Origin of the sequence: Bacteroides thetaiotaomicron VPI-5482 (assembly GCF_000011065.1) — a bacterium.
Lineage (GTDB): Bacteria > Bacteroidota > Bacteroidia > Bacteroidales > Bacteroidaceae > Bacteroides > Bacteroides thetaiotaomicron.
The window spans coordinates 5,265,270-5,290,982 of record NC_004663.1 but is presented as its reverse complement, the minus strand read 5'-3'; the positions used below and the strand labels follow the sequence as shown (position 1 = coordinate 5,290,982).

11 protein-coding genes and 1 pseudogene are annotated in these 25,713 nt (G+C 45.1%); 1 reads left to right on the top strand and 11 read right to left on the bottom strand.

Translation table 11 applies throughout. From position 1 onward, the window contains the following. Positions 1 to 39: 39 nt before the first annotated feature. The 7 genes and pseudogenes from BT_RS20480 to BT_RS20450 form a co-directional block, all read right to left on the bottom strand. Positions 40 to 2,835: a sensor histidine kinase gene (locus tag BT_RS20480; RefSeq protein ID WP_008764296.1), complete on the bottom strand. Its 2,796-nt coding sequence runs from the start codon at positions 2,833 to 2,835 to the stop codon at positions 40 to 42. 269 nt (positions 2,836 to 3,104) lie between these two features. Next, positions 3,105 to 4,316: a hypothetical protein gene (locus BT_RS20475; protein WP_008764295.1), complete on the bottom strand. Its 1,212-nt coding sequence runs from the start codon at positions 4,314 to 4,316 to the stop codon at positions 3,105 to 3,107. 43 nt (positions 4,317 to 4,359) lie between these two features. Continuing rightward, positions 4,360 to 7,074, bottom strand: coding sequence for a TonB-dependent receptor (locus tag BT_RS20470; protein WP_011109087.1), 2,715 nt, complete (start codon positions 7,072 to 7,074; stop codon positions 4,360 to 4,362). A 479-nt stretch (positions 7,075 to 7,553) separates the two neighbouring features. Then, the gene (locus tag BT_RS20465) at positions 7,554 to 8,450 is read right to left on the bottom strand and encodes an AraC family transcriptional regulator (RefSeq protein WP_008760939.1); all 897 of its coding nucleotides are present in this window, start codon (positions 8,448 to 8,450) and stop codon (positions 7,554 to 7,556) included. 60 nt (positions 8,451 to 8,510) lie between these two features. Next, positions 8,511 to 9,842, bottom strand: coding sequence for a mechanosensitive ion channel family protein (locus BT_RS20460; RefSeq protein WP_008760938.1), 1,332 nt, complete (start codon positions 9,840 to 9,842; stop codon positions 8,511 to 8,513). A gap of 50 nt (positions 9,843 to 9,892) precedes the next feature. Continuing rightward, positions 9,893 to 10,894 (bottom strand): DUF4435 domain-containing protein, encoded by a 1,002-nt coding sequence (locus BT_RS20455; protein ID WP_008760937.1) that lies wholly within the window; start codon positions 10,892 to 10,894, stop codon positions 9,893 to 9,895. Between the two features lie 54 nt (positions 10,895 to 10,948). Beyond that, positions 10,949 to 11,782, bottom strand: a pseudogene (locus BT_RS20450) (AAA family ATPase); the annotation flags it as partial. Between the two features lie 106 nt (positions 11,783 to 11,888). On the opposite strand from BT_RS20450, the gene BT_RS20445 reads away from it, so the two are divergent. Beyond that, positions 11,889 to 12,806, top strand: coding sequence for a DMT family transporter (locus tag BT_RS20445; RefSeq protein WP_008764292.1), 918 nt, complete (start codon positions 11,889 to 11,891; stop codon positions 12,804 to 12,806). Between the two features lie 120 nt (positions 12,807 to 12,926). On the opposite strand, the gene BT_RS20440 is transcribed toward BT_RS20445, so the two are convergent. From BT_RS20440 to BT_RS20425, 4 genes are all read right to left on the bottom strand, one after another. Continuing rightward, on the bottom strand, positions 12,927 to 16,955 hold the full coding sequence (locus BT_RS20440; RefSeq protein ID WP_011109085.1) for a glycoside hydrolase family 2 TIM barrel-domain containing protein: 4,029 nt from the start codon (positions 16,953 to 16,955) through the stop codon (positions 12,927 to 12,929). Between the two features lie 95 nt (positions 16,956 to 17,050). Beyond that, positions 17,051 to 18,145, bottom strand: a complete 1,095-nt coding sequence (gene meaB / locus BT_RS20435) for a methylmalonyl Co-A mutase-associated GTPase MeaB (protein WP_008760933.1) — start codon at positions 18,143 to 18,145, stop codon at positions 17,051 to 17,053. Between the two features lie 11 nt (positions 18,146 to 18,156). Further along, positions 18,157 to 19,224, bottom strand: coding sequence for a DUF1573 domain-containing protein (locus BT_RS20430; protein ID WP_008760932.1), 1,068 nt, complete (start codon positions 19,222 to 19,224; stop codon positions 18,157 to 18,159). A gap of 235 nt (positions 19,225 to 19,459) precedes the next feature. Further along, on the bottom strand, positions 19,460 to 25,228 hold the full coding sequence (locus BT_RS20425) for an alpha-2-macroglobulin family protein (protein WP_072066367.1): 5,769 nt from the start codon (positions 25,226 to 25,228) through the stop codon (positions 19,460 to 19,462). Positions 25,229 to 25,713: the final 485 nt, after the last annotated feature.

The following is a 25,713-nucleotide window of genomic DNA, read 5'->3' as shown; positions in this document are numbered from 1 at the left end:
CTTTGGGGCTGACTTTTTAGTCAGCCCCATCATTCTTGTCTATTCTTCCGACATCACCACAAAACAGGGAAGGCTAAACCAAAAACGCGAACCCTTTCCCGGTTCGGATTCCACCCCTATCTTTCCGCCCATTTGTTCCACAATACTTTGGCAGATGGAGAGCCCCAGGCCCGTGCCGTGTACAAAGGAGTTCAACTTCACAAAACGTTCAAAAATATGTGCCTGACTCTCTGCGTCAATACCAACTCCCGTATCTTGTACATAGAACTCCAGTTCTTCTCCTTTCTGCTTATATCCCACACGGATACTTCCCTCCGAGGTAAACTTAATCGCATTGTTCACAAAATTGGAGATTACCTGGTGCAGTCGGTTACGGTCACTAATAATGCGGCATTCCGCAAGATGCGGATCGAACATCAGTTCGACATTCTCCTTCACCTTCATTTGCATGGAGCGGACAATATCTTCACAGAGCATATTCACGTCTACATCTCCGTTGGTAAACTCAAATGTACCCGCTTCAATCTTAGACAGGTCGAGTATATCCGAAATCAGTTGTAAAAGCAGGTCATTGTTCTCCTTCACAATCTGAATATACTCCCGTCGTTCCTCTATATTTTCCGTATCGACGAGCAAGTCGGAGAAGCCGACGATGGCATTCAGAGGAGTACGTATTTCGTGGCTCATGTTAGCAAGGAAAGCACTTTTGAGACGGTCCATCATTTCGGCTTTGTCACGTGCCAGGATCAATTCTTTCTCCGTCTCCTTCAGTTCGGTAATATCATAGTTGATACCGATGATTTCCACTTCGTTTTCCTCCGGATTGTATGTCGTAACGACTACATTCATACGTATCCAGTTCCATTCATTCTTCTTGCCGGGACGGTAGATTCGCATTTCTCCCTGAAAGTGCTTCCGGTTTCCTTTTCTGACCTCCCGATAGAAATCAAAAATACGTTCACGGTCTTCGGGATGCATATTACGATAGACTCCCACCACGTCCGCCAATGGAGTATCCTCTTCTTCACCTAAATTTTTATACCATTGTTTAATGGCATATCCCTTCCGGTTCAGCAGATTCAACTTGGCATATCCCACCTTTGCATAATCCGATATGAGCAGGAAGAAATTCTCAAAATCACGAATACGGTTCATCGCATCAATCTGCTCCGTATTATCAATGCTAATCAGGATATAGCCGTTAAAGTTTCCTTCGTTATCATAGAGCTTGCTGACTTTCGTATATATATCTATCGTATCCCGACGATCGGGGTGATAATAACCTTCTGCCCGTTCAAAAGAGTAATTCAGACGGAAGTCTACCAAATCTTCATCCCGCACACGGTCACGGATATGCTGCGGTACGTTCGGATTCTCAAAGAAGTTGACTCCTATCACATCCTGTTTATTTTCTACACCGAATATTTCCAGATCCTTATTATTCAGGTCAATCAGGAATCCATCCTTATCATAGATTTCCACTCCTGCCGGGATATTGGCAAAGATACTCTTAAAAAGCTTCTCACTACGGTCCAGTGCCCTATTGGTCTTCACGGCCTCCGTGGAATCTGTAAACAGACCTACCACTTCATCTTTTTCCGGAGAATAAACTATCCAATGGGTATAAAGCTCTGTCTGCGGGAAAAAGATATCCTTTTCCCTGTATGAATTGTTATCCAGCACTTCTTTCAGAAAGAGGAGCTGTGAAGAAAAATCCGGATATATTTCAGAGGCCAAGACTCCTATATACGTTTCGGCAGGTCGGGCAAAGAAGCGGGAACAGGCCTTGTTGACATCCGTTATCTTATAATCAAGAAGCTGACCGTTTTCATCACGGACGACAGACATCCGTATATAACCTAACGGCATAAAATGGAACAGATTGCTTAAAAAAGACTGTTCGCGGACAACACGATCTTTGGCCTTGCGCAATTCGATGCAAATACTGATGATATTCGCCAATGAAGAGAACCATTGAAAATCCTCATTGCTCCATTCACGATACGATTCGACCAGATCTATACCCATAAATCCCCATACACGGTCACCTGCCATCAAAGGAGCGACCATCAACGAACAAATACCTTGAGCGTCAAGGAATTTATATTCATTCTCCGCTTCTTCGGGCAACTGTTTCAAGGAAGTCAGTATGATGGGTTTGCCAGATAGAATCTGCTCACACCACCATCGGGTTTCATTAACCGGAATGGACTGCTGCTTGTTTTTCTCTTTGGAAACACCTTCCGAAACGACTTCATACGTGCAACTATGATGCGTATAGTCTTCGTTATACTCAAAGATATACACACGACCGCCTTGATAGAGGCTCAGCACGTCATTCAATATCTCCATAATACAAGAATCTACATCGTCATCATGGAGGAAGCGAAGCAAAGACTGTGATATATAGTTTTGCCGGCGTAACAGGTCGTTTACACGCCGGAGGGTATTTTTCTGTTCCACTTCTTTAGGCGCCTCAACACGCTGGATGACGCCAAAAGATTTGTCACCTCCATTGGTTCCGGTACCTTTCTCACGAAGAGCCAGACGGGTATGCAGCCAAACTTCACCATTTTTTAAACAGATGGGAAAGGTTTGTTCATAAAAGTCTTTATGGATATTTGCATTGGCCCGAAATTCCTGTACTATCTGTTCGCGGTAATCCTCACGTATCAAATTCTGGAAATCCATGAAAGAGATGGTATCTCCTTCCAGTCCCAAAAGATCACAAAGAAAATCAGAGCAGACATAATGCCCAGCCAAAAAGTCCGCTTCCCACCATCCTATCTGAGCCAAAGAAGACATTTTACAGTATCGCTCGTAGTTTGTTTGCATAAGTGATTGATCGTATAATAATGAATAGCAAATATACGAAAAAGAAAATCAGCGAAACATATAATATCTGAAATAATTCATAATAGAAGAGAGAGGATAGTAGCAGGGATAGCCAGGGAGGTAAAAGCGTAATAAACGCATCTCATTATTATATGATTTGGCACGGATTACGCGGATTACACGGTTTTAGTAAATCATAACCGTGCAATTCGTGCAATCCGTGCCCGAAAAGTAATACCTACTGTGAAAAAGAACCGTTGGCTACTTCATCAGAATGCTGATAAATTATAGCCTGTCCAGCCGAACAGAGAAGCGTCTGCACCTGTATTGTCTGCCGATTCGACAAATGTATTCAGTTCGCCGTTCTGCTTCAATCCTGTGAGACTTAATGTACTTGTGATGTTAATGCTGGATTCTATGTTTCCTGCACCTTTGCTGTCTTTCATATCAACCAGGTCGATAGCACCACCCGTACCCTTAACCAATGCATTGGTGATGGTAGCTTTTGCTCCGCGACGAATCTTGATTACATCCTGCATACGGTCTACGTTATCGGCAGTGTTGGCAGCATTATTCACGATAGTCATGTTTTCCACCTTAAAGTCAGACTGACGCAGGTGATCCGGATACAGACCGTCCATGTTACCGTCGGCTTCGATGCCGCGAGGATCGGCTTCCGTACTTGTGTAGTCGCTTTCCCAAACGCCATAGCAGTTCTTCAGCGTACCGCAATAGCCTTGTGTAAAGTCGAACATATCATCATCCGGATTAACAGCCAGCAGATTGGTTACATTTACTGTTCCACCAAAGAACTCGATTGCATCGTCGGCACTTTCCAGTACGTAGATATTTTCAATCTTTGTTCCGTTGCCGACACCGTTCAAGGTCAGTCCGTTGTGTTCGATGTCTGCTGTGGAGCGTGCACCTGCATAGCAGATTTTCACGTAAGTCAACGAACCGGAGTTGTCATCAGCTGCGCTGCCGCCGTATTTATAGTCATTGTTGATTTCCGTCAGTGCCGTATCGCTCTTGTCGGTCTTTGAACCGGAAATAGGTGCTTTACCATTGATGATCACGCCACCCCAATATCCGGATACCGGGCTGGTGGTATTTGCCGTAAAGACGATTGGTTTGTCGGCCGTACCATCGGCATAGAGTTTACCTCCCTGCGCTACCAGCAGGTAACTGCTGAAACCTTCACGCGCCTTGATGGTAGTTCCGGCAGGGATATTCAGGCGACCGCCGTCGGCGATGATAACCGTTCCGTTCAGAATGTATTCTTTGGCATCCAGTGTCTGTTCACCGGTCAGTGTTCCGGACAGGATGTTTTCGCCTACCACGATAGAACTACCTGTTCCTCCGCCATTTCCACCGTTACCGTTTCCATTGTCATCTCCGTCACTATCACTACTACACGCAGTGAATGTCAGTGCAGTTGCCATAGCGGCAAACGTCATAAAGTTTACAAACAATCTTTTCATTTTGCTTTAATAATTAGTTAATAATCTTATTTCATTATCCGGTTTAAAATGTGCACGACACTCCCAGACTGATATTTATTCCTTTTTTATAATCGCTGAGTACTACCTTCTCTCCGCTTTCGTTGGCTTTGCGACTCAACTGATAAGAGGGATTCAGCAGATTGCGGGCTTTCAGCGTAAGTGAGACATACTTGTTGAGTTTGGCTTGCGAAACGAAGTCAAGCGTCATCATTCCCTGCTCCATGATGTCTTGGTAGCCTTGCGTACCGATGGTATAAATCTTATCGCTGACATAGTTGAATACCAATGTATTGATGAAGCTATGAGTTCCTTTCGTGAAGTTGTGGGACAAGTCGAAATTGGCAATCCAGGGAGCGGCCCCTTCCAGTTGCGATCCGGTGGTAACCGTTGCCAGAGGCATTTTCGCATTTGTATAAATGTACGATCCATTCAAGCCGAAAGAGAGCTTATTCATTCCGTTTGCCGCACTGCTTAGCGGACGGACAAACAGATTCTTACGTACTTCTACTTCCACTCCGGCCACTGTTGCCTTATCGGCTATATTTTCATACGAAAGGTATCCTCCGGCACTTGCCACTTCAATGCGTGAGATCGGATTCTTGATGAGCTTATAAAAAGCTGTCAGAGAGATCAGTTCAGTGGGGGTAGGATTAAAGTCCCATTTCAAATCGACGTTATAGTTGTCCGAAGGCTTCAGGTTCGCATTCCCCTGACTGTTGAAATTCACACCTACGTAGCGATAAGGAGAAATTTCCTTTGCTTGCGGCAGCGTATATGTTTTGCTCGCTCCGAGACGCAAGGAATGTTTTTCACTCAGATTGTATTTCAGATTCAGACTCGGGAGAAAGAAATCCTTTTGAATCGTGTTGCTTCCTTCCGATCCGCCTTTATTCACATTGTAGTCTACCTGAATATCCACATTGTCATACTTCATTCCTACATTTACAATCCAACGGGGAGTAAACTGGTAGGTGGCTTCCGCATAAGCGGAATGGATATTCTTGGCGACCGAATACTTATCGATGTTCTTCTGAACGGTAAACCATCCGGAAGAGAGATTCTGCTGATTATAATAATCGTCGAGTGAGAAATTATCCAATGAGGGGATGGAAGAAGCGTGTCCTACTGTGAGGTTGTATTCAGTCGCCTTGAAATTGTCGTCTACAAATCGGCCTGTATAGCCCAAGCGTATATTAGAGATTTCTTCTACGTTATCTTTCAGACGGTAGATGAGTCCTGCCTTTACGTTGATGTCATCTTCGTCCAAAGTGGAGAAATACCGTTGCTGGGAGTTGCCTCTGAGTAAGGTATATCCTTCTTCCGCTTTGGTTATGTTGTTGATTCGGCGGTCGGGTTCATTGCCTTTCACGATATTATAAGAAGCACCGGCATCCAGACTCAATGTTTTGGTCAGTCCCCAGTTAGTCATCAGCTGGTTAACGATTAGTAAGTTGTCATTCGCTTGCTGGCGACGGGTAAATCCCTGATTATCATAATCGTCACTGAAGATGGAGTTTTTACCGGTATAGTCTCCTACGGATTGCACATTGGCATGAATCATCATGAAGTTATAACTCATGTGGTGACGGTTCTGCATATCATAATCCACATTGGCCAGTGCCAGTTGGCTGATATTCTCGGTGTACTTCTTGCCTGTCATATCTTTGTAGATCGTACCGCTCGTCGTTGTGTTGCGGATGGTTTCATCCGTAAATTGATAATCAGTGGTATGTCCGGCAGTGAGAAAGAAAGAGAGCGGATTCCTGTCTTTTCCTATATGAAACCGCTTTCCGCCGGAAATGCTATAACTCCGGTTTATCTGCAAGCTCTGCTTGGAGGGGTCCAGCTTATTCTTGAATCCCCAGTTGTTCTCATCGGCGGGTTCTGTTGTAGTGGCGAAGCCCAGAAGGTTTACTCCGTCCTGCTTCAGAAAGTCTGCTGTCACAGTCTGCGTGTTCAGTCCTCCGGAAAGGCCGATATTCAGGTTTCCGCTGCCAATCAGTTCTTTGGAAACAATGTCGATTGTCGCACCGCCGACATCACTGATACCTCCTGCATTAAATGCCTTATTGACGCCAACAGACTGGATAATATCCGTTCCGAAGAAGTCGAGAGAGATATTCTTATATTCCGGATCTTCCGAAGGAACGGCAAATCCGTTAAAGGTAGTCGCATTATAGCGGTCGCCCAGTCCACGGACGAAAACATTCTTCACTCCATCCTGTTTGGAGACTCCCGCCACTTTGGTTACAGCCCCTTCCGCATCGGAAACACCTTTGCGTGAAAGCTCTTTGACGCTGACAGCCTGCACGGCAATGACCGCCTTCTGCTGTTCGAGCAATAACATATTCTCATTTTCACGATTCTTCTTTGCTACCACCACAACGTCCGAAAGTTCGTGCGCATCTGTCTCCAACTCCAGATTCAGAATCGCCAGTTTTCCGTTTTCTACACGGACCTTACGACGTACTTCCGTTTTATATCCTACATATTTAATCTCTATATCATACAAACCTTCCAAAACACCGGTACTGTTCAATTCAAAATTACCGTCCATATCGGTCACGGCTCCGGCAGGAGTTCCTACCAACCGTATCGTTGCTCCAATCAAAGGCTCTTTGGAAAGTTTATCTTTCACAGCACCTTTAATCTTAATATTGGCAGCCAATGCGGGAAGAACACACAACAAACAAAAGAAGGCTGCAACTGAAAATCTTAAAAGAAATAGTTTTTTCATCGAACTTCGCTCTACGTTTTTATTACGTCGGCAAAGGTAGACCCAAGAGATTACAATATGAATACGAATCAGATACAATGGTTTGAAATAGCCGTTTCAGGTTTGTTACATCGTGTTACAAACTTGTTATCAATGACTTACCACACTGTTTCAATCCGCTTACCAATGAGGTTTAGTCCTCTTCTACGTAAGATTTAATCCGCATATCAAAAGAATTTATCTCCCGTCATGCACAGAATTAATCGTCTGACTATAGTTAAACTTTCGTCTGACAGTTGTTGTTTTTTCGTCTGACAGTTGTCAGACGAAAAAACACAACTGTCAGACGATTAGTTTTGTACCTAACGGAGAATAGATGTCAGCCCCCCGAAGAATAAATCTTAGGAAACAAGACTCTAAATTCAACACGATTCTAAGCTAATTATTAGTCAGCCCTAATAGAGAAACAGACTAGTAAAGTATGCGAGGAGACAGAGAAATTAGATCAGTTTCTTTTTCTTCCGGTAGTTCTCGCGAAACTCCTTCGGAGAACAATCTTTTTTCTTCTTAAAGATACGATTAAAATTAGACAGGTTATTGAATCCGCACTCATAACAGATTTCTGCGATAGACATCGTAGAATCTACCAGCAACCGCGAAGCGAATCCCAGTCGGATATCAATAATATAATCGGAAAGGTTCTTCCCCGTACGCAACTTAAAGAAACGGCTGAATGACACATCAGTCATCCCGACCATGCTTGCCAACTGTCCCAATCGGATTTCTTCCTGATAATGGAGATTGATATATTCCTGCACCTTCTGTACCCGGCGGCTATCGGAATGAACATCAATCTTGGCAAAAGAAGAACTGGACAGTGTCCGGGCCTCTTCCTCAAAGAGAGAAAGTTCATACAGGATCGTCATAAACTTGATCACCGCATAGAACCCTTGTTTCTCGGAAGCAAGCGTATCCAGCAACGGATATATCTTAAGTATGGCGGACATCGGGAAACAAAGTCCTTTCTGAGCTTTATCCAGCATCCGGCGGATAGAGTCGAACTGGTTCTTATTGATAAAGCTCTTGAAGAACAGGTCGGAAGAGAATTGGATGGTGATCTCCCGTATCTCTTTGGAGCGGCATTCATTCTGTTCCCATACGTGTTCCAAGTCTTTGCCCGTAATCAGAACCAGATCATAATCTCCTATCACTTCGGAGGAATCTCCCACTACACGCCTGACTCCGGCGGCCTTTTCCGTAAAGTTCAGTTCAAATTCAGAATGGTTATGAATCGGATAGGTAAACTCCGTCTTATAACGTTCTGCAATATAGAAACAGTCTTTGTCGGACAAAGGTGTAATTTCACGGATAATCTGATTGGGTATAGGTGTGTTCATAATCAATAATGGTTAACAGTATGTATCGTTCTTAAAATATATAGTATTCTATCTTTTAAATCAGTGTTCTATCTTCACTCCTATCCGTCGCAGGTCTTCACCCGACGGATTCTGAAAGACGCGCAGGCCGAACTCCGGAATGATGGCAAGTACATGGTCGAACACGTCTGCCTGTATGCCTTCGTAAGCAACCCATACTTTGTTGGCAGAAAAGAAATAAAGTTCCAGCGGAATGCCGGTTTCTGTAGGCTGAAGCTGGCGTACCATACAGGTCATATCCTGATTAACAGTGGGCAGGCTTCGCAAATAATTGGTCAGATAGGCACGAAAAACTCCCAGATTGGTCTGCCTCCGCCCGTTCACCAACACGGAATTATCAATATCATGCTCCTTATTATATTCTTCTACCACTTTCTCCGTTTCATCTACGTAATTTGCCAGCAACTGTATCTTGCGATATTTTTCCAGCATTTCGGGAGTACAAAAGCGCACGCTTGTCATATCGATATTAATGGAACGCTTCACCCGGCGTCCGCCGGACTCCTGCATTCCCTGCCAGTTCTGAAAAGAATCGCTGATCAGCAGGTAAGGAGGAATGGTCGTAATCGTATTATCGAAATTACGCACCTTCACGGTATTCAGCGTTACTTCTATCACTGTACCGTCCGCACCATATTTCGGCATGGTGATCCAGTCGCCCACCTTCAGCATATTGTTGGCAGAAAGCTGAATACCGGATACAAATCCCATGATACTATCTTTGAAAACCAACATCAGAATAGCGGCAGACGCTCCCAATCCGGTCAGCAAGACCATCGGGCTCTGATTGATCAGAATGCTTATAATAATGATGGCTCCTATAAAGAAAAGAATCACTTGCGCCGTCTGCAAAAGTCCTTTCAACGGTTTGTCCCGATACTGCTCCCGCTCACTGTAGACTTGATAGACAGCCGTAAACAAAGCGCTGATGAAACGAAGAAAAACGGCAATGATATATATCAGACAGAGACGCCTCAGAAAATCGAGCAAATCAGAATCCGCATGCTCGGGGAATGCGATAGGAATGGCGATATAAATCAGGATAGGCGCTACCATCCGGCTGACATTCACCATCACTTTATGGTTGAATACAATGTCGTCCCAGGTAGCTTTGGTCTGCTTCACCAACTTGGCTACCACCCGTAAAATGATTTTACGGCAGATTATGTTAGCCAACAAGGCTATTCCGATAATAAACAGCAATACGATCAGATTATCTATTTTGTCCGCCCATACTTCATCCACACCTGCCGAGAGCAACGTACGGTTGACCTCCTGCATCACGACATTGCCAACATTCTCCGTATCTCCATTTGCCAATGCCACACTCACTGTATCAATCACTTCTTTCATAAAATAGTATCTCTTTTAGTTTATTCCCTTATTAGTTAGTTCCCTTTTATTCATTCTCCTTTGGCCAGATATTCCTGAATGTCCTGCCTCAGCCAGTCGTAGTGGAAGAGTCGCTTATAGGCGACGTTCTTCTTCAACATGATTTCGACATTCACCTGGCTGTTCTGATAACAAGTCAATTCATTCCTGAATTGTTCATTATGTTCCGCCAGTCGTTTAATTTCCTGTTCCCGTTCCCGGCGCAGGGCGGTACAGACGGGAATCAGAAGTTTCATCACGACATTATCCATCACGTGATGTCCCTGCATATATAAATAGGTGGTTTCGGGGACGAGTCCCAGTTCCTTTAATTCCGACCGCAATCCGTTCACTTGGTTGACAGAACCGGGGAAGCGTTTTTTCAGTTCAGCAAGTTTCTGATTAACTCGGTGTTGCAGTGCTTCCAGACTGTGTTCCGGATGTTTCAGACTGATCTCCCTCAAGGCAGTATAAGTATGGAAGTCGTACATCGGGAAAGTATACGTATCCCGTTGACGATAAAACCACACGTTCCACAGGAAAAGCGGGTATACGATTTCCGAATACCGTTTCAGATAAGCGTTGAAATCCAGTATAAAACGGTCGTTCAATGTGGCCTGCACACATACTTCGTGAAGACTTTCGGCAAAGCAGTGATAGTTTTCGATAGCGTATGTGTAGGTTTGGAATATGTACTTGTTCCGGTTGATCTTTCGGGAAGTGTTCGTGGCTCCCTGCAACAGGAAATCATAGTCACTGTCGACACAGGCAATCAGACTTCTGCCCAGTTCGGCGGTATTCAGCGTGTTCATGAGTACCATCTTCTTCCCCTTTGCCAATGAGGTGGCCGAAGGGAGCATCACTTGAAAATAATGCTCGTCATCTTCAAACTCTTCGAGTAATGTGCGCCAGAAAGCAACATCATCATAGCTCTCTACGTAAGCAATGATGCGCCGGCGAGCCTTTTTGGAATACAGCTTGTGGGCAGCATTGAAGTAAGAAGAAGTCAGATTATCGCGTAGTGAAGTTGCCATGTAGAAGTTGTCATTAACATTAATAGTCGGGGGGAGTCTGAATCCGTCCGCTTCGGTGGAAATATCGCTCACCTCTGTCACTGCATCTAGCCAGCCCTCCATGATGACGGCAGGCGAATGGGTGGTCAGAATGATTTGCACATTGGGATTCAGTTCTCGGATCATTGAAATCAGTTTCTGTTGCCATTCGATGTGCAGGGAGGCTTCCGGTTCGTCCATGAAAAGGACACAGTGGCTGTTGTCCTGCACGAGCACTGTCAGCAGAATCACGAGCATTTGCTTTTCACCGGACGAGAGTTTGTATGGAAACAGCAATTCTCCGTCCTGATAGAAGGCTATGTCATTCCGACGGCGGTCTATCTTTTTGCGGGTGTAGCTGAAAAGTTCGTCAATCATATCCTGAAAACGACGTTTGGCAAGGGAGAGGGTGGCGGCTTTGCTGCGCTGTTCCTCGTCATTGCTGGAAAGCATTTCGATCATCTTATTGCCGATATTGACCTGATAATCGAGATAGCGGCGCTGCAACAGATACAGTTGCCAGTCCAGTTCGGACTTCACGTTCTTGTCTGCCATGCGTGCCGTGAAGTCACCCATAATCAAGGGGCGGTCGTAGCTGCGGATCACATCGTATGGGATATAAGTCGCTGCGGGATTATCAAAGAAGAGGTGTACTCCGTTCTTTGCGTCGCTTTTCATTTCACCGGAGAGCTGTATGTCGCCGGAAAGCTGTTCGAGGTATCCCACCGAACGGTTCAGAATAGTGGTCTTTCCCACTCCGTTGATGCCGGAAAGGATATTCACATCCGGACGCAAATCCCATTGTATATTAAAGCGGGCCCAGAGTCCTTTGATCTCGATCCGCCGGATATAGTCTGCCTGTTGTTCCATAATATTCAATTTTAATCAAGGCAAATATAAACAAATCATGTGACAAATTGGTTACCTTTGCAGCAGTTTTCAATAAAGGTAACAATTAAAAGGTATACACAGACTTATGGGCAATAACAAGAATCTGCACGGACATCTGTTTGCACTCACGGCAAACGTTATGTGGGGACTGATGTCTCCTATCGGCAAATCGGCACTTCAAGAGTTTTCAGCTATCTCCGTCACCACGTTTCGTATGGTAGGTGCGGCAGCGGCATTCTGGATACTTTCCATCTTCTGCAAACAGGAGCATGTGGACCACCGCGATATGCTGAAGATTTTCTTTGCTTCCCTCTTTGCTCTGGTTTTCAATCAGGGGATATTTATCTTCGGGCTTTCGATGACTTCGCCTATTGATGCTTCTATCGTAACGACTACTCTGCCGATAGTTACCATGATTGTGGCAGCCATCTATCTGAAAGAGCCGATTACGAACAAGAAAGTACTGGGTATTTTCGTGGGAGCTATGGGAGCGCTTATCCTTATTATGAGCAGTCAGGCAGCGAGTAGTGGTAACGGAAGTCTGATCGGCGACTTGCTTTGTCTGGTTGCGCAAATCAGTTTCTCCATCTATCTGACGGTGTTCAAGGGGCTGTCTCAGCGATATTCGGCAGTAACCATCAATAAATGGATGTTTATCTATGCTTCGATGTGTTATATTCCTTTCTCTTATCAAGATATTTCGGTCATTCAATGGACCAGCATTCCAATGGTTGCCATTTTGCAGGTATTGTATGTCGTACTGGGAGGAAGTTTCCTTGCTTATCTCTGCATCATGACAGCTCAGAAGTTACTCCGCCCTACAGTGGTAAGTATGTATAACTATATGCAGCCGATTGTGGCTACGATTGCAGCAATCCTCATGGGAATCGGGAGCTTCGGCTGGGAAAAAGGAATCGCCATTACACTTGTGTTTCTGGGTGTGTATATTGTGACGCAGAGTAAGTCTAAGGCGGATTTTGAGAAGGCGGGAAAGGAGTTGTAGAAGTTTCCTCATACCGATAAAATAGAGAAAAGCATCAATGGGGATGTGTCGAAACCCTCATAAATTTAGAAGGGGGGACACATTCCCATTGATACTTTTCTTCTATATATTCAGCTATCTTTAGTTAGCCAGAATCGTTATCTCCGCACCGGACGCAAAATCCTGTCCGTTCTGTTCGCTTAAAGCCGTGAAACGGATATAACGTGCCTTCACCGGTTTGTCAAACAAGACTCTCTTTTCTTTGGAGTCCCTTGCGAACGTTCCTTTATTAACAGGCTCTCCCCATTCTTTTCCATCCATGCTGACCTGAATAGAGTAATCCTTGATATTACCGTTTCCTCCATTCTGTCGTGGCAGGTAAGTAAAGCCTTTGATTTCCTTGACTTCACCGGCATCCAAATCTACCCAATGCGGGTATTTGGCAACTGTCACCGAATACATGGTATGCCAGATGGTATTCGGATCACCATCAGTCAGATGAGAAGCATCGCCTTCACCCGATTCCTGACTACTGGCGTATACGACTTGCGTCTGAATGCTTTCTATTTTCTCAAACTTCATCGTGCTGCTGATATCCTTACTATCCTTATACCATGCCTTGATCGTACCTCCGTTACGCATAGGGACAGGCTCTGTGTATTCCTGCACTTTTTTACTTCCGTCAATGCTATAACAAATGACAGCATCTTTCTTTGCCGAAGTCAATTCGACCATTCCGGCAGGGGTGCGTGTGATAGACAGAGGAAGATCTCCCGCAGGAGCAACATTGGCAACGACACTCAGTTCCTTATCGGCAGGACGAATGATGAATCCCATGCTGTGCTGGTTGGCAAACACACGGTCGTGTACGAGAGGAGCTCCCTGACCACAACTGTTACCACCCAGACCGGTCACTGCACAATCCAAATGCAGATAGGTATCGCCTGCCTTCGGCAACTGATAAGGATGGGAAGCCAAAATCAAGTCGAGAGCCGAGTACTGAAGTGCCGAAGCCGAAAGACGGTCGGTAGCTACGAAGACAGCTCCATTCCCTGCCTGATTGGTCAATGCACACCAGCGAACATCTTCGTGATTGCCCATATCCTGAGGTTTCGGGAAGTTTACGAACTCACCTGCTACGCTATTCGTATACTGTTCGATAAACTGTCCGCTCTTACGGTCGGCATAGTTATCTATCGGTCCGCGTCCATAGTAAGTGAAGTTACTGTATTGTTGTGGAACTTTCATCACATAACCCAAACGTGGCAGAACCAAACTCGAACGATTGGAAGTAATGCTGGACTGCAATTCGATAGAACCGTCCGGATACACTGTCCATATCTGGTTAGTGACAAATTTAAAGTCATTGCTACCGAATTTTCTGTCGGTCAGTTCTTCGATGCTATTCTTACCGGAGCTTGTACCACCCTTAATGCGTGCGGCATTCGGTGCCTGAGATTCTACCGTAAAACTCAATACCAAAGTGCCATTGCCTTTATTCAGTACTTTATATTCAGTTGCTTTATGAATCAGATTGTGCAAACCATGTTCGAACCAGGGGGCATAGAACCAGTTATCATTGTTTGTAAAAGCACGGAGAGCATCGAGCTTCGGACCGTTGCCATCGGCGATAACAGTCTCGTTGCCATACTTCAGACTGTAGATACTTCCGGTTTGCGGGTCAAATATGGCTTCAAAGTCAGCTCCCTTTATAAGGATGCGCTTCGTATCCTTGTCCAGTACGAATCCATCCAGTTTTGCTGCACCGGCAGTTACTTCACTGATGGACGGGCGGTCTGTAGCCTCCTTTATCAAAATCTGTTCCTCTGCCATCGGAAAGCCTTTGGCAGCCCAAGGTCTTTGATCTTTCAGTATAAACTGTAGTTTCATAAAGTACTCAGCATCTTTCTTAAGAGAGGCATGATCATACGGCAGAGTGATCTGTGCACGTTGGCGTGGAGCTATATTGATATCCATCGGTTTACCGGTCATTATCGGTTTACCGTCTTCATAAAGCGAATATACCAACTGGTAATCTTCCGCCAAGTTCTTAAAGTAGTACTTATTGAAGATCTCAAATACCCCCTTTTCTGTATCTATTGCCTTTACGCCGATGTGCTGATATACCTTTTTCACTTCATAGTACTGAGGCTTCGGTTCAAGGTCACCAAACACGATGCCGTTCATTACAAACTGACCATCATTGGGAGTATCGCCAAAGTCTCCGCCGTAAGCCAGATAACGGACACCTGTCTTCGGGTCATAATTGTACATAGACTGGTCTACCCAATCCCAAATGGCACCTCCACAGAAGAAATTGGTCGACTCCATAGCTTCCCAGTAATCTATCAGATTACCGCAGGCATTCCCCATTGAATGGGCATATTCGGATATATGGAACGGATACTTGATATCATATTTCCCCTGCACGGCCCCACGTACCCAGCCGATAGACGGATATTGGTTGGAACCCATATCTACAATGTCATTATTACGCTCATATTGCACAGGACGGGAAGTATCAAACTTCTTCAAAGCATCATAAGCCGCCACAAAGTTCTTGCCCGGTCCGGCTTCATTGCCCAACGACCAGATAACGATAGAAGGATTGTTGACATTGGCACGCACCATTTCCATCACACGTGCCACGTGCGCATTTTTCCATTCCACCGGATGAGAGAGGGAGGCAGCACCATAATAATATTCGTGCGATTCTATATTCGCCTCATCTTCGAGATAAATACCGTATTTGTTGCACAGGAAATACCAATACGGATCATCCGGATAATGTGAATTACGTACATGATTGATGTTGGCACGCTTCATCAACATAATCTCTTTCTCCATCATCTCACGGGTTATGGCGTGCCCTACTCCCGGATTGGATTCATGTCGGTTCACCCCTTTCAGTTTGACCGTCTTTCCGTTCACATAATAATAACGTCCGGCAAGTCCGAATTCATCTTCGGAAGCAGGAGTATCCTTAATCTCCACTTTGCGGAAACCGACAATGGTGGAAACCATTTCAACGGTTCTGTTCTTCTTATCCTTCAATTCGGCTACCAACGTGTAGCGATACGGAAATTCAGCCGACCACTTATTAGGAGCCTTTACCTTAAGAACAGTCTGAACACTACCGGTTTCATTCGGAGCGATTTTGTCGATCACAGGAGATAAGAATCCATCTACCAAGGTATTCTCATCAGAATACAGTTTGTTGGCATATAAAGAGTAATATACCTTGTAGTCTTTGATGGCTTTCTTATCCAGATTACGGATTTCGGCATTGACAGTCAGAGAACCGTCCGTATAAGTCGCATCCAAATCGGGTGTGGCAACCAAGTCACGGAAATGAACTTTGGGAACCGAGTACAAGGCAACCGTACGGAAGATGCCCGGCAGACGGAACATATCCTGCGCTTCGAGGAAGGAACCGTCCGAACTACGATACACTTCGGCGGCTACGGTGTTCTTGCCTTTCTGTAAATAGGGAGTGATATTGAAATTAGCGGTATTACGCGAATTCTTGGAAAAACCTACGTACTGACCGTTGATCCACAGATAGAAGAATGAATCGACACCATCGAAGCTGATAAAGACTTCGCGTCCGTCCCAGTCCTGCGGGATTTCGAAATCACGGCGGAAGGAACCTACTTCGTTCCGATCCTTGTAAGTAGTCCAGTTGGCAGGAGGAGTACGCATCACGCCTCCGCGCCAGTCATCCACCTTCACGCTGTGCTGGAAGATTACCGGTTGGTTGACGTAGATAGGCGTTCCGTACTTCTGGCTTCCGTCCTTTTGAATGCCATAAATATTCCAGCTTGAAGGCACGGGAATCGCATCCCATGAGCTGACATCATACTCAGTCTGATAGAAATCTTTGGGGCGGGAGTCGGGGTCGGGTGCCCAGTGAAACTTCCAGTCACCGTCAAGTGACTGCCAATACTTACTGTTTTCCGGCAATACCTTGCGGGCATTATCCAAATGCTGGAACGGAAAGAAATAAGCATGCGGCTGCTCTTTGTTGAGCGCCAGGTTTTCGGGAGATTCCCACTCTTTTCCTGTAGGAGCATTCACCGAACCATAGGTGAATCCTTCTAACGGTTGGTCTGCAAAGCTCTGTATTGACAAACTACAACACAAAAGCCCGGTTAATAAGGTTTTGTTCATCAGGTGTTAAAGTTAACAATTGGTTATTAATTAGGGTATAGTTATCGGGGGTAAATGTTCGGTCGTTTTTCTAATCCATCACTGTTTCTGCTTTATCATCGTTTTAATTCGTCAAAATAGGTATCCAGCAGGCTCTTAGCAGCGATAAACGAAGTAAGATTTCCCTGCAGCACTTGTTGTTCCTTCTCCTGAAGCATCGCTTCAATCCGAGGATTGTGATAGAAGCTATCACGGAGCTGTTCATTGATCGTTTCGTACATCCAGTACTTGCTCTGTTCATTACGGCGATAGTCAAAATAACCGTTCTTCTTCACGAAGTCGATATATTCATACACCATGTCCCAGATTTCCTTCACGCCGATATTATAAAAACCGGAGTAAGTCAGCACCTTCGGAATCCATCCCGATTCGGGAGCCGGAAACAGATGCAGCGCATTACGGAACTGACTGGCAGCCAACTTGGCAGGTTCCAGATTATCTCCGTCGGCTTTGTTGATGACAATACCGTCCGCCATCTCCATGATTCCTCGTTTGATGCCTTGCAATTCATCTCCCGTACCTGCCAACTGAATCAGCAGGAAGAAATCCACCATAGAATGAACAGCCGTTTCGCTCTGTCCCACTCCGACGGTTTCCACAAAGATTTTATCGAATCCGGCAGCCTCACAAAGCACAATCGTTTCACGGGTCTTCCGGGCAACTCCTCCCAACGAACCAGCTGAGGGGCTGGGGCGGATAAACGATTGGGGATGTACGGAAAGTTGTTCCATACGTGTCTTGTCTCCCAGGATACTGCCTTTACTACGCTCACTGCTCGGGTCGATAGCCAGCACCGCCAACTTACCGCCTTTTTCGAGCACATGCAGACCGAATACGTCAATCGAGGTACTCTTTCCCGCACCGGGCACTCCACTGATACCTACACGGATGGAATTGCCGGAATAAGGCAGACATTTCTCGATCACTTCCTGGGCGACAGCCTGATGTTCGGGCTTCACGCTCTCTACCAGTGTCACAGCCTGACTGAGAATAGTGACATCGCCTTTCACAATACCTTCTACAAATTCCGCTACCGAAAGCTGACGCTTTTTGGGCTTACGTTTCAAATAAGGATTCACGGATGAGGGCTGTTCGATGCCTTTATTGACAACGAGTCCTTTATATTCTTCGTTATTTTCAGGATGTTCCATGGCAATAAGAGTTAGCGTTTGATATTTATTTCAACTTTCGGACGCAACGGGTCGTTTGTAATCATCAAGATACGTAAATGATGTTTCTTATTACCTACATCCCGCTTGTGGATCGTCACTTTCAACTTAGTCATTCCGTCCGGCGGAATGACCGTCTTTTTCAGTCTTACTCCTACAGAAGAGTTGAATACCTGTAGCTTGCTGATGACTAACGGGGTCTTTCCCGCATTAGCGATCAATATATCATGGCTGACTTTATTCTTCTTGATCAACGGAATACTCAGGTCAATATTCGTCTCCGAGATGTGGATGGAAGGAGCATTCAAAGAATCTTTCTCCGTCATACGCGAGAAATCGGGAAGAAGAATGGCCGAAACGGGTATCTCATTGTCTTCACTCACTTTATCACCGGAGAAACGGGACAGGTAGACAGAGGTCTGTGTCAGTCCGAAGTCCTGTAGCTGGCTGGCATCCAGTGTCAGCTTGATCGTTCCTTTTTTACCTTTCAGCAGTACTTTAGGTTCCGCTTCCATCTTCAGATAAGGAGGCAGGTGCATCAACACCGGTTCGTACGGGCGGTCGGAAAGGTTGGCAATACTGAACGTCATAGACGGTTGCTGTCCGCGATAGACATCGGGGAAGGAGAACTCGTCACGGTCAATGCGGATATTGCCGATGGCGTACGGAAGAAGTTTTGAATAATCTTTGATTTCCTGCACTACCTCACCGGTGAATTTCAGATAAACCAGATTCGGAGTGGCATTGCTGTATATGCCTATCGACTTGTCAAAACGTCCCAGCGCTTTCGCGTCAAAAGAGGCTTTCACAGTTCCTTTGGCACCCGGAGCAATGGGTTCCTTTGTCCAGTCGGCTACGGCACAGGCACAGGAAGTCGTGACATTGGTCAGCACCAACGGCTCGTTTCCGGTATTGGTGATGGTATATTCTACTGTTACCGGCTTTTTCCATTCTATTTGTCCAAAGTTGTGCGTCTCCTTGTTAGAGGAAATACGGGGTTGGGCAACAGCCGCCAAAGTGACAGTAAGCAGAGTAAATATCAATAGTAAAGTACGTTTCATGTGATATATTTTATTTTGGTCCACAAATGTAGGAGTTTTAGATGAGTTTTTCATCACAGATTACATAGATTAACACCGTTTGAGAAAATACTTTACCCTGTGACAACTCCTGCAACGCAGTATTCATCAACAAAAAGTTCCCCACCGATGAAGGTAACCTTCATCGGTGGGGAACACCTTCCTTATCGGTGGCGAGTGCCCTGCTCACCGGTGGAGAAGAAATCTTCTCTGTGCGTTATTTAATAATAATTGTCATCGAAGCCGAGTGTGAAGCGTATTCCGGCGCATAGGCGCATTGCATGGTTGCCAAACCTGTCTCATAGGTTCCTACTCTGCTGATACGATAGCTATGCTCCAACACATACACTCCTTTTCCTAAATGGTCAAAGAAGAAATTGGTGGAAGCATCCTTGATGTCTACGTAATAGCCGATTCCATTACTCCAGTTGTAACCGGATACGCTGCCGATCGGTTCGAAGCAGGCGCCCCGCTGATCTTTCAACTGTACGAAGTCCATCGCACGGTCTGCACGAATACTCAAACGGGAAACTACTTTATCGCCTACCTGAAGAACGGTCTTTTCTGTAATAGGCTGTAGTTGAGGAGCATTGTTCACCATACGTTCCACATACAGTTGCTTTTGCACATTCAGTTCTCCTCCCTGTTGTCTCACATCCTTGATGGGTGATTCATATTCCGCATAAACGGCTCCCCACGCAATGCCCGGATTTCTCTTTTCGACTTCTATCTTACGGGCGTCCACTACATTCTTCTGTGTAAACGAGCGTTTGATATAGCCCAGTCCCGGTACGGTAGTCTTGCTTGGAGAGACAGTCTCCAGCACCTCATTGGCAATGACAATACGCACGTCTCCCTGATTGTCGAGCAGGTTTACGCCTTTCATCAGTAAGGCATAGACGGCATCGGCAGTAGCTACCGGAGAATTCCACTGTTGGGTCTGCTTCTGTTTGAGCAGCCAGAGTTTCATTTCTTCTACGGTATCGTTATTTCCGCCTGTCAGTTCCAGTGCTTCCATCACGTCTACATGAGCCTGCATTTTCATTCCGCCCCAGGAATAGGGATTTTCATTGAAGGCAAAGAACATTCCCTGTTCGTCCGTCTTCGTCAGATGTTCTTTCAGTGAAGCGATGAACTCCTGAGCTTCTTTCTTCCGTCCGGCCTTATCCAGAATGATAGCGGCAATCGCTTTCGTATCCATCGAAGCGGTCGGAAGCATTTCGCCTATCTTGGACAGATAATAAGTATAGGCGGCTTTATTGGAAGCCGGAACTTGTTCGCCGGACAGAGCGATCAGATACAGATATTGCAGGATACTTCCGGAAACACCTGTAAACTTCACCCCGTCTTTCTGTGCTTTGAGAATTTCTCTATATTCCTTCAGAGCTTCCTGATGGAGATAGGTAAAGGCATTCTTCTGCAAGGCAAGCGCCGTGCCGCTTGGTTGCTCACCTGTCATCATAGCCAGGCGGGCATTCAATTCGGCAATGTAGGTAGTGACGTAACGGCTACCGGTCATACCTTTATACCACGACCATGCTCCGCTTGAATTCTGCAACTCCTGTAATCTTGTCAATGCGGCAATGTTGTTACTACGGATATTGTTCAGATCGAACAGAGTGGCGATACGTTCTTTCTGCTGTTCTTCCGTTTGCGCTTCGAGTACCCACGGAGATTCGGATAACAGGATATTCTTCACTTCCTGATTCTTTTGCAGGTTGCTCAGGAAGGTTTCTTTGGTTCCACCCTGTAGCTTCCAGCTATCGAATACAGCTTTAATACGTGGCTGGCTGTTCATGATGTAGGAAGCCAGTGTATTTGCGTAGTAAGCGGTAGCCCACGAAATGGCATTATTATTTCCCGGAAGGCTCAATGAAGGCAATGCCTGAATAGCATACCAGGCAGGATTTCCGGTAAATTCAACGGTTAGTTTACGGTCGGTTGCCGTCTTACTATGATGATTGAACAGGCTGTCGAGAGAGAAAGTACGTGTTTCTTCTCCACGGACAGGCATCGGAAGCGTTTCTACCAGATGCTCTTTATTACTAAGCACGGGAAGTAGCTGCTGTTCACCATCACTGAAGGTACCGCTGTCGGCTATCATCCGGCATCCCAGTATCTCGTATTTATCACTCACGGTAAACATGAAGCTGACGCCGATTGTCTTTCCGGCCTCTACGGTAAACTTCTGTTTTTGTGTGCTGATTACCTTTTCCGTCATCGGATCAAAGAGAATCATGCTCACCGTACCGGCCTGCGGCTTTCCGGTCATGTTGGAAATGGAGGCGGCAACAGATGTCTTATCTCCGGCACGTACGAAACGAGGTAGATTAGGAGTCAGCATAAATTCTTTGCTTGTAGTGGCTTCACCGTCCAGTGTGCCCATCAGCATACCTTTGGTATGAGAGTAACCGCGGAAGTTCCAGCGGGTCAGACTTTCGGGCATAGTGAAGGAGAAGGAAACTTCGCCTTGTTCATTGGTACGAAGTTGTGGGTAGAAGAAGGCTGTTTCCGCAAGGTTCGTACGCAAATCGGCGGGAGCTTCGGGAAGAGTTTCTTCTTCGGATGCGCCGTCCAGCTTGCCTGCCTCTACTGACACTAACTCTGATTCAAATACCGCATCCTCAGCAACACTTCCAGCCAAAGCAGGTACATATTTTGCTTCCGCCTTGCTTCTCGAAACGCCCCGTATCATCATACTGCCCGTCATTGAGGCCTGCTTTTGCACGCCATATCCTCTGACCATCACTCCCGGCACCATTCCATTCAACGCCTGGTCCATCGACATCGTTCCCTGCGTCACAAAATAGTCATATTCCATTGTCGGTACTTTGAAGTATTTATTATTCCACCAGTAATTGAACGAATTATTACCGAAATATCCGCCCATCCAACTAGAATAAGGGATGATCTGATTATAGAATACACTGAAATTCTGTTTTTTATTCCATATCTTATCCAGCGAAGCATCGTACATAGTTGCTAGCATTTCTGCCTCGGCAGCCTGTCCCTGCGGTGTCTTAATAGTCAGTTTCCATTCTTCTTTCTGTCCGGGACGCAGCTTATCACGGAATACTTCCCATTTCATGGTCAATGTCTTGTCCGGCAGACGCTTTTTCAGCCTTGCCTGTTCCTGATAGACTTGTCCGTCTCTTACCATACAGAAACTTACCAGTACTCCGTCACCATAGCTTTCCTGATATGGATATTTAAAATGTACAATTGTGTCGGACAGATTCATAGTCTTGCTTTCCAGCAACTTATTACCGGAGAATACATTCATCATCACATAAGCATCTTTTTTCGAAGTTCCGAAGCAGAACACGGCCGGATGCGTTGCATCAAATTCCGTATTTGCCTCATAGAACCAAACGGTCGTTTCTACCGGCGGACGGTTATCTTCGCGGGAGAAAAGAATGGTGTTGGCCTCAGCCGTCACTTCTTTGCCCTGTCCATCTTTTACGACAGCTTTCAACACATACGGTCCGGAAGGAAGGTTTCCCCACTCAATCGTCATTTCTTCGTTGGAAGTAAATGTACCTGTTGCAGCCGGATTCTCGTCCAGTTGCTTGAAGTCCGCATCTTTCGCCTGATAGAGGGAGAATGTACCTTTTACTTCAACAGGCTGCCCATTCAGATTCTGTACCTTAAATACAGTGTTAAACGGTTGATTCTTACAGGTCTTCTCTTTTAATTCTGTTTGTAGAATCAGTGAACGGTTACCTGCTGCTATCACATCTGTAGACGACTGTGTTTCACCTGCTACATTGGTTGCAGTAGCCTCTATCGAGTAGCGGTAATAGATTCTGGTATTATTCTTATAGGCATTATTTTCTTCCAGAAGAACCGGAATCGTAAATTCCCCGTCCTCATTGGCAATTACCTCACCGGAAGCAATCTGCGTACTTTCCGCCAGTCTCCAAAGATCGACAACAGAACGCTTCACTGTATATTTTACCGGAAGGTCTTGCAGCAACACACCGCTATAAGACTGTATCTTACCTTTCACCTCTACCTTATCGCCCAATTGATAACTGCCCTGCTGCTTGTCGAAAGTAATATCAAACGTCGGACGTTTATAGTCCTCCACGCGAATATTCGTTCTTCCCTCGCCGGCTTTCAACGAAAACATCCCATTCAGACAAGCGGATGGCAATGCAAAATCGACAGTAAACGAGCCGAATTCATTGGTACGAACCGCTTTCTGTCCAACTTCCTGATTATTTGCATCCATCAAAACAACAGTATAGTCCTTGTTCGGAAGTACATTTGCCGTATCAGATTTCTGTACATAGGCAATTCCTTTCACATATACGATCTGACCAGGACGGTACAAAGAACGATCCGTCAACAAAGTCATTCCTTCGGAGACCTTGTTTTCATCTCCGTAATATCCATAACTTCCACCGTAAATGCTTTGAAACGGCATATCGGTATCGATACCTTTAGCAGCTTTCAAATATCTGTATTCGGATTTCCAGGGGAAGACAACTTTGCCATCTGCCCCAGTTATATATTCCTGCAATACTTTTTCGTCATTCGTATAAAGAGTTATTTTCGCATTCGGTATAGGGTGTCCCGTTTGTCCGTCCAGCGTCACTACCTCATATTGATTTCCCGGTAAACGGCAGGTCAATACTTTGAAACGTGTCACATTGAATTTGCTTTCACTGTCTCTCTTGGCACGAATATCCGGAACGATACGCATTACATATTGTCCGACTTCCGGCGCTTTAAAGGTAAATACCGTATCCTGCGTCCGGTAGTCTTCGGGACGAAGAACTGCAAAGTGCTGTTCCTTTATCAACTTCTTTGCCTGATAAAGACGAAGTGTAAATCCATCCAGATTCTTGTGCGAAGCTCTTATTTCGATTTCCTCACCAGGGAAAGCTGTTGCAGCCGCAGTTACATTCAGAAACGGTGACAGGATATCTTCGCGCAAATTCTTCAGAGCGTTAATTCTACGATAACCGGGGTATAAACGGATGGCCTCATCGCAAAGCTGCAAAGCTGACGTTTGCTGTTCTTTTTCAATCGCATAGCGAGCCTGGGCCAAATAAACTTCAGCACAAATACTCTCTGATTTAAATCTGCTTTTCAGTTCATTCAGTGCAGTAACGTAGGTATCTTCTGTTAATCCCGACAATCCTTTCTTCAGTCCGAAAGGGCGGATGTTTCTATCTGAATCACGTCTCCACTCTAAATAGCTGAGCGCTGTCAACACATAGCCTTCTTTCAAACCGGATGCTTTATAAGCAGCAATCATATTTCCATAAATTGCTATAATATCCTGTTTCACCGAAGATTCTTTTTCAGCAGACGAATCTTCCGAAATATCTTCCACCGGAGTGGCACGATCCAATCCCGCTACCTGCTGTAAAGCTACAATACCGCGGGTAGCCAGCAGATGATACATATCATGATGATAGTATTCACTTGTTTCGCCCAACTCAACAAAAGGAATATAAGTACGTGAAGATGTGTTAAGCAATAGTACGGAATCCGCCATTGCTTCCTTTACGTTTGTTCTCACTTTCTCTACAAACATGTTTGCTGTCCACTCCCTCATATCTGCCGAAGGAGCTTCACCTACAATCTCTGTCCGTTGCCGGAGTTGCCATTGATTGTTAAAAGCATACATTGAATAAATCTCGGCTATCAGCGAATGTAATACAGCTCGGTCCATGGGTTGGTCAGTTTGCTTTGCCCACAGTTCCAAACCATTCAGGTTCGTATACAGGCTATCTGGGGTCAGCATATCCCGGTATCTCATCCGCCACATATACGCTTTCAGCATTTGTGGAGAGTTCTTTTCTTTCTCCCCTTTCTGATAAATCTCGCCAGTCAGTTTTATCACAGTCTCAGGCAGGCTCTTCTTTTCTGCCTGCTCCACTTGTTTCCATAATTTGTCGTAAGTTTGTGCCTGCACTGCCGGAATCACTCCCAGACATAATAGCACCAGCATACAAATCTGCCTTATTTTCATAATCTTTCCAGTTTAAGTTTGATATATATCTGTATAAATAACAAAGTAAGGAATAAAAGTTTAAAGATTTATTCTTTTTCAATTAATTTTCAATAATTGTCTTATTTCATCTGATACCAAATTTGAAAAAGAGACAGCAATGTTCGATTTTTAAGATTATATTAGAAATTCAGTTGATCAAAAAATAGTGAACCAGCAAATAATTCGCATAAATAAGTGTAATAATATGCAGAAATATAGACTAATATTACATAAAGGTACGTGAAATATGCATCTTTTCTTACCAACAAAACCTTCGTTGGTTTAAAACCAACGGGATGTTCCTTTTAAACCAACGACTCTTTCCTCACCGAGGAACTTATTTATCACTGGCCAAAAAGTAATAAAAGAGGCATAGGGAGGCTATTTTTCTCTAGTTTATCGACAATAACAAACATGATAACAATAGCATAATGAATCATCAAATTTCAATAAAGTTACCAAAT